This is a genomic window from Kitasatospora sp. NPDC001683, assembly GCF_053596495.1.
In genome coordinates this window covers 20,276-35,233 of record NZ_JBSFGK010000035.1, presented here as the reverse complement: position 1 = coordinate 35,233, position 14,958 = coordinate 20,276, and the positions used below count along the sequence as shown (strand labels likewise).

15 protein-coding genes are annotated in these 14,958 nt (G+C 73.2%); 4 read left to right on the top strand and 11 right to left on the bottom strand.

All coding sequences use genetic code 11. The features are described 5' to 3' along the window. Nucleotides 1-33 precede the first annotated feature (33 nt). From mycP to ACWCYO_RS20210, 4 genes are all read right to left on the bottom strand, one after another. A complete protein-coding gene (gene mycP, locus ACWCYO_RS20225) occupies nt 34-1,269 on the bottom strand; it encodes a type VII secretion-associated serine protease mycosin (protein WP_449784978.1) in 1,236 nt (411 codons plus the stop codon). Between the two features lie 86 nt (nt 1,270-1,355). Beyond that, on the bottom strand, nt 1,356-2,789 hold the full coding sequence (locus ACWCYO_RS20220) for a WXG100 family type VII secretion target (protein ID WP_449784977.1): 1,434 nt from the start codon (nt 2,787-2,789) through the stop codon (nt 1,356-1,358). Nucleotides 2,790-2,818: 29 nt separating this feature from the next. After that, the gene (locus ACWCYO_RS20215; RefSeq protein ID WP_270146695.1) at nt 2,819-3,259 is read right to left on the bottom strand and encodes a hypothetical protein; all 441 of its coding nucleotides are present in this window, start codon (nt 3,257-3,259) and stop codon (nt 2,819-2,821) included. Nucleotides 3,260-3,356: 97 nt separating this feature from the next. Then, a complete protein-coding gene (locus ACWCYO_RS20210; RefSeq protein WP_449784976.1) occupies nt 3,357-4,055 on the bottom strand; it encodes an endonuclease V in 699 nt (232 codons plus the stop codon). A 201-nt stretch (nt 4,056-4,256) separates the two neighbouring features. Between ACWCYO_RS20210 and ACWCYO_RS20205 the strand changes: the two genes are divergently transcribed. Further along, on the top strand, nt 4,257-4,505 hold the full coding sequence (locus ACWCYO_RS20205; RefSeq protein WP_270146693.1) for a hypothetical protein: 249 nt from the start codon (nt 4,257-4,259) through the stop codon (nt 4,503-4,505). 34 nt (nt 4,506-4,539) lie between these two features. Here the strand turns inward: ACWCYO_RS20205 and ACWCYO_RS20200 are convergent, their stop codons facing one another. Then, on the bottom strand, nt 4,540-5,286 hold the full coding sequence (locus tag ACWCYO_RS20200) for an RDD family protein (protein ID WP_270146692.1): 747 nt from the start codon (nt 5,284-5,286) through the stop codon (nt 4,540-4,542). 111 nt (nt 5,287-5,397) lie between these two features. Then, entirely contained in the window at nt 5,398-6,834 is a 1,437-nt protein-coding gene (locus ACWCYO_RS20195) for an RDD family protein (protein WP_449784975.1), read from the bottom strand. A gap of 433 nt (nt 6,835-7,267) precedes the next feature. Between ACWCYO_RS20195 and ACWCYO_RS20190 the strand changes: the two genes are divergently transcribed. Then, the gene (locus tag ACWCYO_RS20190; RefSeq protein ID WP_270146690.1) at nt 7,268-7,684 is read left to right on the top strand and encodes an SsgA family sporulation/cell division regulator; all 417 of its coding nucleotides are present in this window, start codon (nt 7,268-7,270) and stop codon (nt 7,682-7,684) included. Between the two features lie 113 nt (nt 7,685-7,797). Here the strand turns inward: ACWCYO_RS20190 and ACWCYO_RS20185 are convergent, their stop codons facing one another. The 3 genes from ACWCYO_RS20185 to ACWCYO_RS20175 form a co-directional block, all read right to left on the bottom strand. Then, a complete protein-coding gene (locus ACWCYO_RS20185; protein ID WP_270146689.1) occupies nt 7,798-9,198 on the bottom strand; it encodes a glycosyltransferase 87 family protein in 1,401 nt (466 codons plus the stop codon). 356 nt (nt 9,199-9,554) lie between these two features. Beyond that, nucleotides 9,555-10,973, bottom strand: a complete 1,419-nt coding sequence (locus tag ACWCYO_RS20180; RefSeq protein WP_449785005.1) for a sensor histidine kinase — start codon at nt 10,971-10,973, stop codon at nt 9,555-9,557. Nucleotides 10,974-10,990: 17 nt separating this feature from the next. Beyond that, nucleotides 10,991-11,695 (bottom strand): response regulator transcription factor, encoded by a 705-nt coding sequence (locus ACWCYO_RS20175; RefSeq protein ID WP_449784974.1) that lies wholly within the window; start codon nt 11,693-11,695, stop codon nt 10,991-10,993. Nucleotides 11,696-11,840: 145 nt separating this feature from the next. Here ACWCYO_RS20175 and ACWCYO_RS20170 point away from each other — a divergent pair, with 145 nt between their 5' ends. Together ACWCYO_RS20170 and ACWCYO_RS20165 are read left to right on the top strand one after the other, a co-directional pair. Further along, entirely contained in the window at nt 11,841-12,383 is a 543-nt protein-coding gene (locus tag ACWCYO_RS20170; protein WP_449784973.1) for a hypothetical protein, read from the top strand. Between the two features lie 200 nt (nt 12,384-12,583). Beyond that, nucleotides 12,584-13,132 carry an Lrp/AsnC family transcriptional regulator gene (locus tag ACWCYO_RS20165; RefSeq protein ID WP_449784972.1) on the top strand — a complete coding sequence of 183 codons (549 nt, stop codon included), beginning with the start codon at nt 12,584-12,586 and terminating at the stop codon, nt 13,130-13,132. 35 nt (nt 13,133-13,167) lie between these two features. Here ACWCYO_RS20165 and ACWCYO_RS20160 read toward each other — a convergent pair whose 3' ends face one another. Next, nucleotides 13,168-13,974: a S16 family serine protease gene (locus ACWCYO_RS20160; protein ID WP_449784971.1), complete on the bottom strand. Its 807-nt coding sequence runs from the start codon at nt 13,972-13,974 to the stop codon at nt 13,168-13,170. Nucleotides 13,975-14,080: 106 nt separating this feature from the next. After that, nucleotides 14,081-14,731, bottom strand: a complete 651-nt coding sequence (locus tag ACWCYO_RS20155) for an IclR family transcriptional regulator (RefSeq protein WP_270146684.1) — start codon at nt 14,729-14,731, stop codon at nt 14,081-14,083. Between the last annotated feature and the right edge of the window lie 227 nt (nt 14,732-14,958).

The following is a 14,958-nucleotide window of genomic DNA, read 5'->3' as shown; positions in this document are numbered from 1 at the left end:
CATGGCCGCCCTACGGGACGACTGGCTCAGCACTCACTGACCGGGCCCACCATAGGGCGGCGCAGCGGCACGCTTGCGGCGGCGCCTCGCCATCAGCACCGCGGCCGCGGCCGCGCCGAGCACCACGACACCGGCGGCCGCGGCGGCGATCACCAGGCCGGTGTTGTCGCTGCCACTGCTGGTGGAGGTGGCTTCGGGGGCTACGGAGGGTTGGTCGGCGGAATCGCTGTCATCGTCGGTCGGCGGTGTGCCCTTCGACTCCAGTCGCTTCACCAACGGGTTCTCCTTCGGCCCGTTGTCCACGGCAGAGTTCGGCTCAAGCGCCTTCGCGGGAGCGACAATGCCGTAGCCGTAGTGATCGTTCGGCACCACGGTCCCGTTCGCGGGAACAGTCGCCGACTTGATCATTCGGTTGATCACCTGTCCCGCCGACAGGTTCGGGTACTTGGACCGGATGAGCGCCGCAGTGGCAGAGACGTAGGCAGTGGCCTCAGAGGTACCGTCTCCCTCCCCATAACCCGTCGAGGTTTTCGCTGTGGCGTGGTAGATGTCCACCCCGGGCGCGACGAGCGTGGTCTCAGGACCCGATGTGGACTTTTCCCACACCGCCCCTTTGGAGTCAATTGCCCCGACGGCTACCACCCCTGGAAAGGCTGCCGGATATTCGACATCCATATTCGCGCCGGTGTTGCCTGCGGCAGCAACCAGCACAACGTCTCTCGACACCGCGTAGTTGACGGCCTTACGCAACTTCGAATCGAAGCGAAAGTCCTTCCCTCCGAGGGAGATATTGACGACCTTCGCACCGTGATCCACCGCAAAACGAATCGCGTCCGCGAATGCGGCGGGCTGAGGAGTGGAATCATCGCCTTGCGTTCCTACCTTCACCGGCAGGATCTTCGCCTTCGGCGCCAGGCCCGCAACGCCTGCCTTTGCCCCGTGCCCATGTCCCGCGATCAGGCTCGCCATAGCAGTGCCGTGACCGTCGGCGTCCACACGACCGTCCGTAGTGCCGCCGGAGAAGTCAGCCCCGGGAAGCACCTGCCCGGTCAGATCCTGATGATCTTGGTTCACTCCAGTATCGATCACGGCGACGATCACCCCGTCACCTTGGCTGGCCGGCCAGACCTTGGCCTCCGCCTCGAAGGTCTTCAGAGCCCACTGCTGGTCCCTGATCTGATCAGCCGATGCCACTGGTGCGGCGGCGACGCAGACCACTGCTCCAGCGGCGAGGACCGCCGTACCACGCGCCAACAGGCGGCTCGTCAAACCCGGTCACCCCACTCAACGAGGCATCCCGCAGATCACCGACCTGCGGGATGCGATCAGATCACCCGTCCGTTTGCGGACCGGCCTCATTCCACCACGTTCGGATTGGCCGACTTGTCCGACGCCCAGGTCTCCTCGTCTTCCACGAGGTAGTCCGGACGCTCTCCGTCCTTCCCGTGGTCCTTCTTTCGGCGTTGCGCTTCACTCATCGGGATCCCGGGAGACATGATTCCCGAGCTACGGGCCCCGGGTTCGGCACCCAGCCGACCGCGAGCCCCCAGTCCGGATCCTCCTTCGGTGAAGGCCTGCTTGCCGCGTGCTCCACCGCCGGGAGGCGCCGTCTCACGGACAGCACCACCGGGCTTGGCCAGGGATCCACCGACCTGCTTGGCGCCGGGCGTTCCACGGCCCCCAGCCCCGACGCCCGGGTAGATCTCACCGCCACCGCCGACGCTAGCGGCTCTCCCTCCACGTGGACCCGAACCCTCCAGCGGCGTCGAGCTACTGGGGAATCCCTTGTCGCCGAATCCGGTCTTGCCTTGCCCAAAGCCGGGCCCGACCGGAGCAGTCTGTACAGTCGGCCCCACAGGGCTCACGGTCGGCTGTCCACCGCCGCCCGTGATCGGTCCAGTCACCGGACCCGTGACCGACGTCGTGCTCAGGCCTGACGTCTGGGTCCCGGAAGTAACAGGGCTCGGGACACTTCCGCTCGGACGCGAGACCGGCGTGCCCGAAATACCGGCACCGGAGCTGGTGCTTGCTGCGGTCGACGGCTTCGACGGTGCCTGCGCCCTGCCTCCCTTGATGCCCGGGTCGGTCGGGGTGGACGCGCTCCTTGATGGAGGACTGGACACCACCGATGGTGCAGAAGCCCGAGACCGCTGCGGCGCGCTGGCAACCGCCGACCTCACCGAAGTACCGCCAGATCCGAAAGAGGTACCCGACACCATCGCCGCGACTGCAGCGGCCGCCCCACTCGAGTCGTCTTGTGATGTCTTGTCAGGATCACCCCGCTTCGCCGGCTTGAGGTTCAAAGTCGGAGCCTTCAGGGCCGGCGTCGCGATGCGGTAGTGCATCGCGAGGGTCTGCATGACGGCCGCCGCTTCGGCCTTCTTCCGGTCGGTGAGCTGGATGTGGTCGTCCTCGGTGCTGAAGACGTCGCCGACGGTGTCCTTGAACTTGTCCCAGTTGCCGGGTTCCTCGGGCATGTCCCGCTTGGCCGTGGCCATCGCCTCGGACATGTTGTGCAGCGTGTTGGCCGCGTCGTTCGCGTACGCGGCGGCCTCGTTGATGCTGGCGGCGAGGGTGAGCATGGAGGTGTGGAAGGAGTCGCTGGTGGTGCCTTCCCAGGTGCCGGCCGCCTCGGTGCTGACCGTGGTGAGGGTCTTGCGGATCTCCTTGAGGGTGGTCGCCGCCTTGCGCCAGGGGTCGCCGGCGGCCATCACCGCGCCGGGGTCGAGGGCCTGTGCCATCTTACGGAGATCGGCATGGCTGTACTTGGTGAAGTCGGTGTAGACCACGGGTGGTTCACCTCCGGTCGGATGGCTGGTCAGATGGTGGCGTTGCCGCGCTGGGACGGGACCTGGTTCTGCTCGTACGCGGCCTCGCTGCTGGCCGAGGGCTGGGCCACGGACCAGCCGTCGCCGGAGAGCTTGAGGTTCGTGGCCACGTGCTGGTCGTGTTCCTCGTAGTTGGTCGCGGTCAGCTCGGCGTTGCGCTGGGCGTCGTTGACGGCGCTCTGGAGCTGGTTGAGCACGTCCCGCAGCGCGTCCCGCATGGTGCTGTAGCGGTCGTGGATCTCGGTGGCCTCGGCGAAGGTGCCGAACGCGGTCTTGCCGAGGCCGCTGCGCCCGTGGGTGGCGTTCCCGTTGGCATCCTTCTCGAATTCCTTGAGCAGCAGCCGTACTTGGCCGGCGAAGGTGCGCAGTTGCTCGATCTCGACGCGGTAGCCCTGGTTGGCTCCGCCGGTCGAGCCGGTACCTGATCCCATGGCGGCGCCCCCCGTGCGTCCGTTCCTGGCGTTCGGGGCCGGCCGGGCCCCGGTGTCATGTCTAACACACCGGGCCCGAATCCCGCCCGGTGCACGGTCAGTTCGCGGTCGTCCGGGTGCGCTGGGCTTCGGCGAGGGCGCGGCGGCAGAGGGAGTCGGCGTGCCGGGTGGTCTCGGGCAGCCGGTAGCGGCGGGCGAGGTCGAGGGTGGTGCGGACGGCGCTGTCGAGGCCGATGCGGTGGCCGACGGAGACGTAGACGGGTTTGACGCCGGGCCGGGTGCGGACGGCCCGGCCGACCTCCTCGCCGGTGGCGGGGTCGGTGAGGGGGGTCCAGGAGCCGCGTTCCGGGGCGGGGTCGTGGTGGTCGAAGGTGAAGGGGGTCTTGGCGACGCCGAGGGTGCGCAGTCCGGTGAGGACGCCGAGGTGGCTGGCGAGGCCGAGGCGGCGGGGGTGGGCGAGGCCGTAGCCGTCGCAGACGACGGTGTCGGGGGTGCGGGTGAGGGCGGCCAGCGCGTCGAGGACGGCGGGGAGTTCGCGGAAGGCGAGCAGTCCGGGGACGTACGGGAAGGCGATCCGGTCGACGGCGGTGGCCTCTTCGACGACGTCCAGGGTGTCCCGGTCGAGCAGTACGGCCGCGGCGACGACCAGGTCGTGGTCGTCGTCGTAGGCGACGTCGACCCCGGCGATGAGCCGGCAGGGGGCGTCGTCGTCCTCGGCCCGGACGAGCGGCCGCAGCCGTTCCTGTTCGGCGAGCGCCTGGGCCTCGGTGGTGGGCCAGTCGGCGGGGATGGGCACGGTCGGTTCCCCCGGTCTGCGTGGTGTCGGACGGGCTCCACCGTACCGAGGGGTGTGGACGACCCCGGGGTGAGCCCGTGCGCCCCCTGTGCCACCGACCCCGCCAGCTAGCCTGATCGTGCCGAACTCCCTTGCCGGGTAGGACTCCTGGAGCCGGCACCATTCCCGCCCGTTTCCCCCGACGTGCGAAGGACCCCCGCCATGCCGCGTCCGTCCGCTGCCCAGTACTGCCTCGGCTCGTTCACCGTCGTCGCCACCACGGTGGCACTGCTGGCCGTTTCCGGCGCCTCGGGCGTCCTGGAGGTCGCGGTGCTGGTGGGGTTCGCGCTGGCGCTCGGCACCGGGGTGACGGTGCTCTCGCTGTCCGTCTCAACCCGCTCGGCCGCGGTCGCCGACGGTTCCGGGGCCTCCCCGGCCGCTGCCGGGCACGAGTACGCCCGGCAGCGCTGATCCGCCGCCGGGCGCCGTCGTCCCGCTGCCGCGGTCAGACCTCGGTGGTGACCACCACGGTCTTCGCGGCCTTGTCGTGGATGCACTGCCGGTAGGGACTGTCGAAGACGCCGAAAAGGCCGTCGATGATCCACCACAGGGCGGCGCAACAGAGCACGGCCGGGAGGATGTAGACGGCGGCCCGGGTCCAGGCGGCGGACTGGGCGGGTACGTTCCCGTCGATCAGCATGGCGACGCGGATCTTCATCGCCTTCTTGCCGAGGGTCTGGCCGTCCCGGCTGAGCATCAGGGCCTCGTAGACGAGGTAGATGGCGCAGCCGAGCCAGAAGGCTTCGGTGCTGCCCTGGCGCGTGCCGAGGTCGACGAAGAGTCCGACGACGATGACGCCGACGGCCTGGATGAGGACGTAGTCGATGAGGCGGGCGATGATCCGCTTGGGCCAGGTGCCGATCGGCGGCATGCCGGGGACGGGGCCGCCGCCGGGGGTGCCGTACATGCCGGGGCCGGTGCCGTAGCCGGGCGGGGGCTGGTCGTACGGCTGTCCGCCGTGGGGCGGTTGGCCGTGCGGGGTCTGACCGTGGGTCGGTCCGCCGTAGTTGCCCCGGTAGGCGCCGGGGCCCTCGGACGGGGTGCCACCGGGGGTGCCGGACGGGCCCTCGGACGGGGTGGGGCGCGGCGGTTCGCCTTCCGGCGTGCCGCCGCCCGGGGTCGGGGGCCGCTTGTCGGAGGAGGGCTGACCGCCCCCCTCCGGCTGGGGGCCTGAGGGGTCGTGGGTGCTCATCCCCCGAGTAGAACATCACACATTCTCAAGGCTTGGGACATTCAATCCGTTTTGCCATCGGCCGACCGGCCCCGGCGTACGCGGGCGGCCCCGGGAACGGGCACGGCGGCCTCAGCCACGGACCACCCGGGTCCGGGCCGCCCGGTCCTGCCAGCCGCGCCGCGCCGGACGGTCGAACACCGGCCAGACGAGGCCGAGCAGCAGCACCACGCCGAGTTGCCGGACGATCCACCGCAGCAGCGAGCGACCGAGGCTCAGCCGGGTCCGGTCACCGATGGCGGTGGCGTCCACCACCCGGATCCGGGCCAGCCGCTTGCCGAAGGTCTGACCGGTCCGGGCGATCGGCAGCACCTCGTAGACCAGGCTGACGAACACCAGGATGCCGAGCAGGGCGGCGAGCTTGCCCAGCACCACGTCGTCCACCAGCCAGACCTGCACCTGGCGGCGGGTGAGGGAGCTGGCCATCCTGGCCTGGTCGAGCTTCTGTTGGAGGTGGTCGGAGACCGAGCTTCCGAGCGGGATCCCGGCCGCGACCGCGACCACCAGCAGCACCGCGGTGTCCACCACCCGGGCCACCAGCCGCCGCCCCAACCCGGCGGGCACCGGGGCCGTCCGACGGCGGCGGACGGTGGCCTCCCGGGCCGGCCGCACCACGGGCAGCGGGGCGGCGGGAGCCGCGGCCGGCCCAGGCACCGGAACCGGGACGGGAGTCGACACCGGGGCCGGGACTGCGGCCCCGGCCGAAGAAGCCTCCGCACGGGCCGGAACGGTCAGCTCCTCCGCCGCCACCTCGGCCGCCACCTCGACCACCGGCACCGCGACGGCGGTCGCGATCGGCGCCGGCACCTCGCGGACCGCCACCGCCACGGCGGGTGCGACGGCCGTGGCCACCTCCACGGCAACAGGAGCGCGCTCCGCCTCCGCGCGCCCCTCCTCTTCCTCGGGCGCCCCCGGAAGCACTCCCCAGGACACCCAGCGCGGAGACCCGCCCGTCTCCGTCAGACCGCGCTGCGCCCGCGGGTCCGCCTGCCATCCGGAGGCCCCGGACACCCCGGCGGCCTCCTCCGCAGCGGGCTCGACGGTGCGGAACACCGGTCCGCCGATCACCTCCGCGACCCGCGGCCCGACCACGAAGGACGCCCCGCCGGTGGTCTGGTCGAGGTACACCGGCCCGGTGTCACCGGAGCCCGGAACCCCCCGGAACGGCGACGGGGACGGGGACGGTGACGAGGACGGCAACGGGCTCGGCGACTCGTTCGGCGAGGGCGATGGCGCGGACACCCCCGGCCCCGGCGCCGGCCCCGGCCCCGACACCACCGGAGGCGGCACCGTCCGCGCCGCCGCCGCCACGTCGGGGGCGGGCCGCCGGGAGACGAACCGGGGCGGTTGCAGTACCTCGCCCTCGGCGGGCGCGGGCCGGGTGGTGCCCGGCACCCAGGCCGAGCCGCCCCAGTACCGGACGAAGCCGGGGATGGAGGGGTCGGGGTAGTAGCCGGGCTCGGGCGCGACGGCCGGGTCGCCGTCGGCGGCGAAGGAGCGGTCCGTCATGGGGTCTTCTCTCCTGTCAGGTCCTGACGAGGGCCGTGGGGGGCGGGCCAAGGCCTCGGCAGGCCGAAACGGGTCGACGCAGATCGGAACAGGTCGGAACGGGTCGGAACGGATCAGGGCGACGCTCGGCGCGCGTGGGGGCACCACCGAAGGCGGACAGTCGCCGGGTAGTCACAAAGGGTAGTGCCTCCCCGGAGTGCCGACGAGAAGTTGCCGATTCCCCGGACAACGCAGGGCCGCCCGGGGTAAGGAACCGGGCGCACGACGGGCGCCCGCACGCCGCCACCCCGGCCCCTCACCACCCCCGCACGCCCCCGCGCGAAACTTCCCGGAGAAATCCCGCAAACGCGTGTAAGAGCCGGAACGAACCGCCCTCTCAAAGGCCACAGGGCCCCGAACCGGGCACCGACCGAAGGCAGAGAGGAAGACGATCATGGACCGCCCCGTCAGCGTCGTGGAGCACGAACTGGAGTTGAACCTGGTGCTCTCCCCGGAGCACAGCGTCCCCGTCCCGGCCCGGCTGACCTACGGCAGCCACGACCCGTACGCGGTGTACATCACCTTCCACCTGGACACCGGCTCCCCGGTGACCTGGGTGTTCGCCCGCGAGCTGCTGGTCGAGGGCACCTTCCGCCCGTGCGGCCAGGGCGACGTGCGGATCTGGCCGACCCGCTCGGGCCGACGCAGCGTGCTGTGCCTGGCGCTGAGCTCGCCCGCCGGGGACGCGCTGCTGGAGGCTCCGCTGCCGGCCGTCGCGGCCTGGCTGGAGCGGGCGCACCGGCTGGTCCCGCCGGGCAGCGAGCTGGCCGCCGTCGACATGGACGGCTCGCTCGCCGAGCTGCTCGCGTAGGCGTGCCGGTCGTGCGCCGCAGCGTGCACCGGTACGTCCAGGAAGTCCGCGCCGCCCGGGAACTCCGGCGCGCGCGGGACGGAGGTGGCAGGAGCGACGGCGCCCCCGCCGGCTCAGCGGGCCGCGGGGGCCTGCTGACGACCGCGGGCGGAGTCCGGGCCGCCGCCGTCGCGCTGTCCGGGCAGCCGGACCAGCGGGGCGCCGGCGGAGCGCCTCCGGGCCCTTATCCGGACGGCCGCGGCGAGCAGGAAGCAGAGCCCGACCCACGGATAGATCGAGGTGGGCAGCTGGCGCAGTGGCGACATGTGGAGGACGGCCGCGCCGAGCGGCTTCGCCGCCCACATCGCGAAGGACAGGAAGGCGAGCAGGGTGGCCCAGAAGGCGACCCGCCAGCGCAGCCGGCGGACGGCGGCCGGGCGCGCGTGCTCGACGGAGGCCTCGGCGGCGAGCAGGACGAGCATCGGTACGCACCAGACCCAGTGGTGGGTCCAGCTGATCGGGGAGATCAGCACGGCGGTGACGGCCGCGACGCAGACCCCCCAGGCCTCGGCCCGGGGCAGCCAGCGGCCGCTGCGGGCGGCCCAGGCGGCGACGGCGAGGCCGGCCAGCGCGACCAGGCCGACGCCGAGGGTGGCGAGGATGCCGGGGTCGGAGGTGTGCAGCAGCCGGGCGAAGGCGCCGCGCAGCGACTGGTTGTCGACGATCTCGGTCTTGCCGACCCGGGAGGAGTCGTAGAGGTACTTGGTCCAGAAGCCCCAGGTGGCGTCGGGCAGGAAGAGCGTGCCGAGCAGGAAGGTGCCGAGGAAGGTGAGGGCGGCCGTGAAGGCGGCCCGGACCCGGCCGGTGATCAGCAGGTAGACGGCGAACAGGCCGGGGGTGAGCTTGATGCCGGCGGCGATGCCGATCGCCACGCCCTTGCTGCGGTGCCCGTCCGACCGGGTGAGGTCCCAGAGGATCAGGCAGCCGAGCGCGAGGTTGATCTGGCCGTACCGGAGCGTGGTGAAGACGGGTTCGAGCCAGACGCCGAGGCCGGTCACCAGGACCACGCCGATCGGCCGCAGCTCGCGGCGCGGCCAGCCGACCAGCTTGAAGGACAGGTGGGCCAGCAGGGCGAGCAGTCCGAGGTTGCCGAGAGTGATCGCCACCCGGAGGAAGGGGATCGGGAACCAGGTGGTCGGGACGAACAGCATCGCGGCGAACGGAGGGTAGGTCGCGGGCAGGTTCCACTCGGTGACGCGCAGCGCGTACAGGTCGGTGCCGTGGGCGACGGCGGCGCCCTCGGCCCGGTAGACGATCATGTCGACCATCGAGGTGTGGACGAAGTGGCGGACCACTGCGTACACGACCAGCGACAGCAGCGCCAAGGACGAGGCGACCAGCATCGGGCGGCGGGGGGCCTCACGCAGTGCGCGCACGGGGGCGCCGAGCGCGATCCGCAGCCGGTCGGACAGGGGGGCGGGCGAAGGGGCGGGTACGGTCCGCACCGGGCTGCGCTCGTCTTGCACCGCTGTCACTGTCCACTCCGTCCACCGCTCGGCCAACCAGCGACGATACCGGATGCGACCCGCCCCGTCCTGGGCACGAGCGACTACGCAAAGTGACGAAAGTGCCCCGACCGGCCGTGCTCGGCTGCGGGCTGGGCACGGACGGCCGGGGCAGTCGGGGAGGCCTGGAGGAGCCGAATGGCCCCAGCCGAAGTCACCCGCCCAGGGGCCGCGGCGACAGGCAAACGGCCGACCCGCGCCATCGACGCCAACCGCGATGAGGGGCCGGTTCGACGGGTTGACCGAGCGGTGAAGGGTCCCTTGGGCCGCAGTTGAGGAAGGGCCCGGCTAAGGAAGGGCCCGGCCGGAGGGGGCCCGTTCCGCGGTCATTTCGGGAACAGCGCGCCCCGGGTCCGCCGTCGCCCGGCCCGGGCGGGCGGCGCCTCCTCCTGGCGGGTGCGCAGCCGCAGGCGGGTCTCGGCACCGCCGAGCACGGCGGAGCGGCCGAGCGCGAGGTCCCCGCCGGTGGACTCGGCGAGCTTGCGGACGATGTCCAGTCCGAGGCCGGTGGAGCCCTCCCCGCCGTGGCCCTCGCCGCGCTTGAGGGCGACGGCCGGGTCGCGGTAGCCGGGCCCGGCGTCGCCGACCAGCACGATCACCGAGGAGTCGGTGGCCAGGACGTCGACCGAGAAGGCGGTGCCGACGGCGGTGTGCCGGAAGACGTTGCCGAGCAGCGCGTCGACGGCGGCGGCCAGGTCCCCGCGCTGGACGGGTGCCGGCGCGGGGCGCTCGGCGCCGGCCAGTCGCCAGCGGCGGCCCTCGTCCTCGGCCAGCGCGGACCAGAAGCCGACCCGTTCGCGGATCACCTCGGCGGCGTCGCAGCCGACCGCGAGGGCGGGCGCGTCCTCGGGGGCGCGGCGGGCGGAGCGAATGATCTGGTCGACCTCGCGCTCGAGCTGGGCCACCGCGTGGCGGGTGGCGTCGGCGGCGTCGCCGTCGCCGAGCGAGGCGGCGTTGAGTCGCAGCACGGTCAGCGGGGTGCGCAGCCGGTGCGACAGGTCGGCGGCCAACTCGCGTTCGGCGGCGAGGAGTTGCACCACCCGGTCGGCCATGGTGTTGAACGCGTGGGCGGCTTCGCGCAGTTCCTCGGGGCTGCCGTCGACCTGCTTGCCCTCCACCGGGACGCGCACCGCGAGGTTCCCGGCGCCGAGCGAGCGGGCGGCGGCGGCGAGCCGGCGGGCGGAGGCGACGATCCGGCCGCCCATCCGGTCGGCGACCAGCACCGAGATGGCGACCAGGCCGAGCGCGACCGCGGAGAGCACCAGCCAGGCGGTGGAGACGCCCCGGGTGAGGTCGCTCTCGGCGACGAACACCTCGAGCACGGCGGTCCGGCCGGTGTCCACGGCGACCGGCTGGAGCAGCGCGTAGCCGCCGGGTACGGCGACGGTGAAGGACCGGCCCTGGCCGCCGGCCGTCGCGACGTCCGCCGCGGTGGCGCGCCCCTCCCCGATGGTCGGGCCGCCGGGGCCCGCGCCGTCCCCCGGCACCCCGCTCCCCGCCGGCACCGGCAGGTGCACCGCCATCCGCCCCTGCGCCCCCGCGTCGGTGCTGGCCAGTGCCCGGTCGACGGCGTCCTGGTCGGTGGTGATCACCAGCGCCGGCCCGAGCGCCGCCGCCTGCCGTTCGGCGGCGGTGAACGCCCTGTCCCGGGCGGTCTGTTGGGCCATCAGGCCGAGCGGGATGAGGAAGGCCAGCGCGACCATGGTGGTTCCCGCCACCGCGGCCTTGACCATGGCCCAGCGCAGCGAGTGCGCGAACCGCTTCACGTCCGGTGCTCCGCGGGGCCCCCGGCGGCCTCCAGCCGGACCCCGACGCCCCGGACGGTGTGCAGGTAGCGGGGGCTGGCGGCGGTCTCGCCGAGTTTGCGGCGCAGCCAGGAGAGGTGGACGTCGATGGTCTGGTCGCCGCCGTAGGTCTGCCGCCAGACCTCGGCGAGGATCTCCTTGCGCGGCACCACGACGCCGGGCCGGGCGGCCAGGAAGGCCAGCAGGTCGAACTCACGCCGGGTCAGATCGAGGAGCCGCCCGTCCAGGACGGCCTCGCGCCGCTGGAGGTCGATGGCCAGTCCGCCGACCCGCAGCACCTGGGCGACGGGCGCGGCGCCGCTGCCGAGCCGGCGCAGCACGGCGGCCATCCGGGCGCTCAGGTGCTCCCCGGAGAACGGTTTCACCAGGTAGTCGTCGGCGCCGTCGTTGAGCAGCCGGACGATCTCGGCCTCGTCGTCCCGCGCGGTGGAGACGATCACCGGGACGTCGGTCAGGCCGCGGATCATCTTGAGCGCCTCGCTGCCGTCCAGGTCGGGCAGGCCCAAGTCCAGGATCACCACGTCGCAGCCGACCTGGGCGACCTCCCGCAGCGCCTCCAGGGCCGTGCCCACGCTGCGGACCGCGTGACCGGTGTCGGTCAGATGGCGGATGAGCGCGGACCGTACGAAGGGGTCGTCCTCGACCACGAGCACTGTTGCCATGGCCCTGCACGGTACGCCATCGGCGGGCAGTGGTCTGTACCTCGGGGGTGGGTCCGGTGCCGGTCCGGACAGCGGGCAACTGCCTTGCCCGGCAGCGGGGGTGCCGCTCCGCGCCGGCCGGGAGATGCGGCAGGATGTGCGGACGATGCGGAACGGACTGGTACAGCTGTGCGCCTGGGCGGCGGCCACCGGGGCGGCGGTGGCGCTGTCCTGGCTCGGCGTGCACGCGGTGCTCACCGGGGCCGCGTTCGAACAGCCCGCCGCGCTGCCGCTGCCCTCCCCGAAGGCCGGCGGCACGTCGTACGGTGCGAGCGCCGCGCCCGTCCCGGCGCCGACGGCGGACACGCCGGCCCAGCCCGCCGCCCCGACCGCGGCCACCACCGCCGCGCACGCCCCGGCCGACGGCCCGGCGACCACCGGCACCGCGGCCACCCCACCCGCCAGGCGGCCGACGCCCACCGCCACCTCCACGGTGCGCAGCTACCCGGTCCCCGGCGGCCGGGTCGCCCTGGACATCCGCGCCGACCGGGCCTCGCTGGTCTCCGCCACTCCGGACCCGGGCTGGCAGATGCAGGTGTGGAACGGCGACCAGTGGATGCGGGTGGACTTCACCAGGGAGAACCAGGCCAACTCGGTGTTCGTCTACTGGAACGGCCACCCGCCGGTCGTGGAGACCGCGGTCCGCTGATCCGGCGTCCGGTGACCGGCGCGGTAGGCGTACGGACCACCCGTCGCCCGGGGTGGGGCCCGGGGCACGGGAGGTCGGCTGGAGGGTGGCGCCGGGCCCCGACGCGCGACTGTTCCGTTTCATCCTGGTCAAGCTGTGCCCCGGGGCGGGAGAATCGGCGGCGCCGCTGTACAGAATGCCCACCGGAGGACGGAGCCGCGATGCCCCCCGCCCACTCCCCGAGCTCCCCCGGCTCGTCCGACTCTTCCGCTCCCCAGGGCGCTGCCACGGGCGGCGGGAACGACTCGATCGACGCCCTGGACGGCCGACTGATCCGGCTGCTGGCGGAGGAGCCCCGGATCGGCGTGCTGGAGTGCTCGCGCCGGCTGCAGGTCGCCCGCGGCACCGTGCAGGCCCGGTTGGACCGGCTGCAGGCCAAGGGGGTGATCAGCGGGTTCGGCCCGGAGGTGGATCCGGCGGCGATCGGCTACCCGGTGACGGCCTTCGCCACCCTGGAGATCTCCCAGGGCCAGGGGGCGGACGTGCGGGCGCACCTGGCGCGGGTACCGGAGGTGCTGGAACTGCACACCATCACCGGGATCGGGGACATGCTGGTGCGGATCGTGGCCCGGTCGAACGCGGACCTCCAGCGGGTGATCGACCGGGTGGTGGGCTTCGACGGGATCGTCCGCTCCTCCACCGCGATCGTGCTGGAGAACCCGGTGCCGTACCGGATCCTGCCGCTGGTGGACCAGGCGGCCGCCGAGTAGAGGCCGGCGGCGCCGGGTGGAGCCCTGGGGCGGGGTCAGCAGCTGGGGACGCTGCCGCCGCTCTTCAGCGCCTCCAGCGCCGCGACCGAATCCGCGAGCGTGCCCACCGGCACCAGCCGCAGCGTCTTGGGGGTGTTCACCTTGGCGTCCGTGCACTCGTCCTTGGGGAGCAGGAACACCGTCGCGCCGTCCCGGGCCGCCGCCTGGGTCTTCAGCGGGACGCCGCCGACCGGGCCGACGGTGCCGTCGTTGTCGATGGTGCCGGTGCCCGCGATCTTGAGCCCGCCGGTGAGGTCGCCGCCCTTGCCGTCGCCGGCGAGCTTGTCGACGATGCCCAGGGCCAGCATCTGCCCGGCGCTCGGGCCGCCCACGTCGCCGAGGTCGACCTTGACCTTGACCTGGTCCGGCGAGAGGTGGAGGTAGCCGAGCGCGGCCGTGGTGGCGCTGTCCTGCGACTCCGCCATCTGCTGGGCCGTCTCCTCGTTGGCCTTGGCCGGGTTGCTCTGCGGGTACACCACCTCGGTCGGCTGCACGGCCTCCTCGGGGTCGAACCAGGCCTGCAGCGAGCGCAACAGGGTGTTCCGCTGCTCCGGGGTGGTCGCGGTGATGGTGACCATCCGCAGCTCGCCCTGGGTGCTGCGCAGCGGCGCCCCGGTGATGGTGAGCACCGGCTTGTCCTGGTACGTGCCCAGGGTGTCCGCGGTCAGGCCCGGCCAGGTGATCGTGTACGGCAGCGGGACGAACGCCGCCACGCCGAACAGCGCGGCGACCAGCACGCCGCAGAGCGCGAGCGCGCGGGTCCGCGGGGACGAGAGGGCCTGGGTCAGCTTGGTGTCGGACACAAGGGGAATCCAAACACACCCGGCGCTGTGATTCGCCCGCTCCGCTCTGGCACTCCCTCCTCCGTCGGTCGCTTGTCGCTCATCGCTTCCAGCACCGGCGCAGGCGCTACCTCAGCGCGTCGGCCACCTCGGTGGCCGCCTCCACCACCCGCGGGCCGACCCGCTCGGGCACCAGCCCGTTGAGCATCACCACACCGACGCTGCCCTCGATGCCGCTCAGCCCGAGCAGCGCGGCCGCCGCCCCGCTGGCCCCGGACTGCTCCTCCGCACGGGTGATGACGAAGCCCTGTTCGGGCCGGCGCTGGCTGGGGAAGGCGCGGGCCTCCAGGATCGCCCGGCCGGCCGCGCTCTCGCCGAGCGGGTGGCGCAGTCCGGTGCGGTAGGCGACGTGGAAGTCGGTCCAGCTGGGCTCGACCACGGCGACGGCCAGCGCCTCGTTGCCGTCCACCAGGGTGAGGTGGGCGGTGGCGCCGAGGTCCTCGGCGAGGCTGCGCAGGGCGGGCAGCGCGGCCTCGCGCAGCAGCGGGTGCACCCGGTGGGCCAGCCGCAGCACGCCCAGGCCGACCCGGGCGCGGCCGCCGATGTCGCGGCGGACCAGGCCGTGCTGTTCCAGGGTGGCGAGCAGCCGGTAGACCACGGTGCGGTTGACGGCCAGCCGGGCGGCCAGCTCGGTGACGGTGAGCCCGCGCTCGGAGTCGGCGAGGAGTTTGAGGACGCGGACGCCGCGGTCCAGCGTCTGGGAGGTCTCGGCAGTCACGACGGGCAGTCCTTTCCGCGGCGCTCGCGGGGCGTGCGGCGCCGGGCCCGGGGGGGGTGTCGCGCGCAGGTGGGGGTGGCCGCGCTCGGGCCGCGCGGTGTCGCCCTTGACGACCGCACGGTCCTGCGGAGCCCGTCCCGCGGGGGGTTGCCCGGCGGAAGAGCGTGGGGGAAAGGTAGTGAAGGAAAGGACGCGGCGGAAGTGGTTGTCCAAAATTCGGGCGTGAT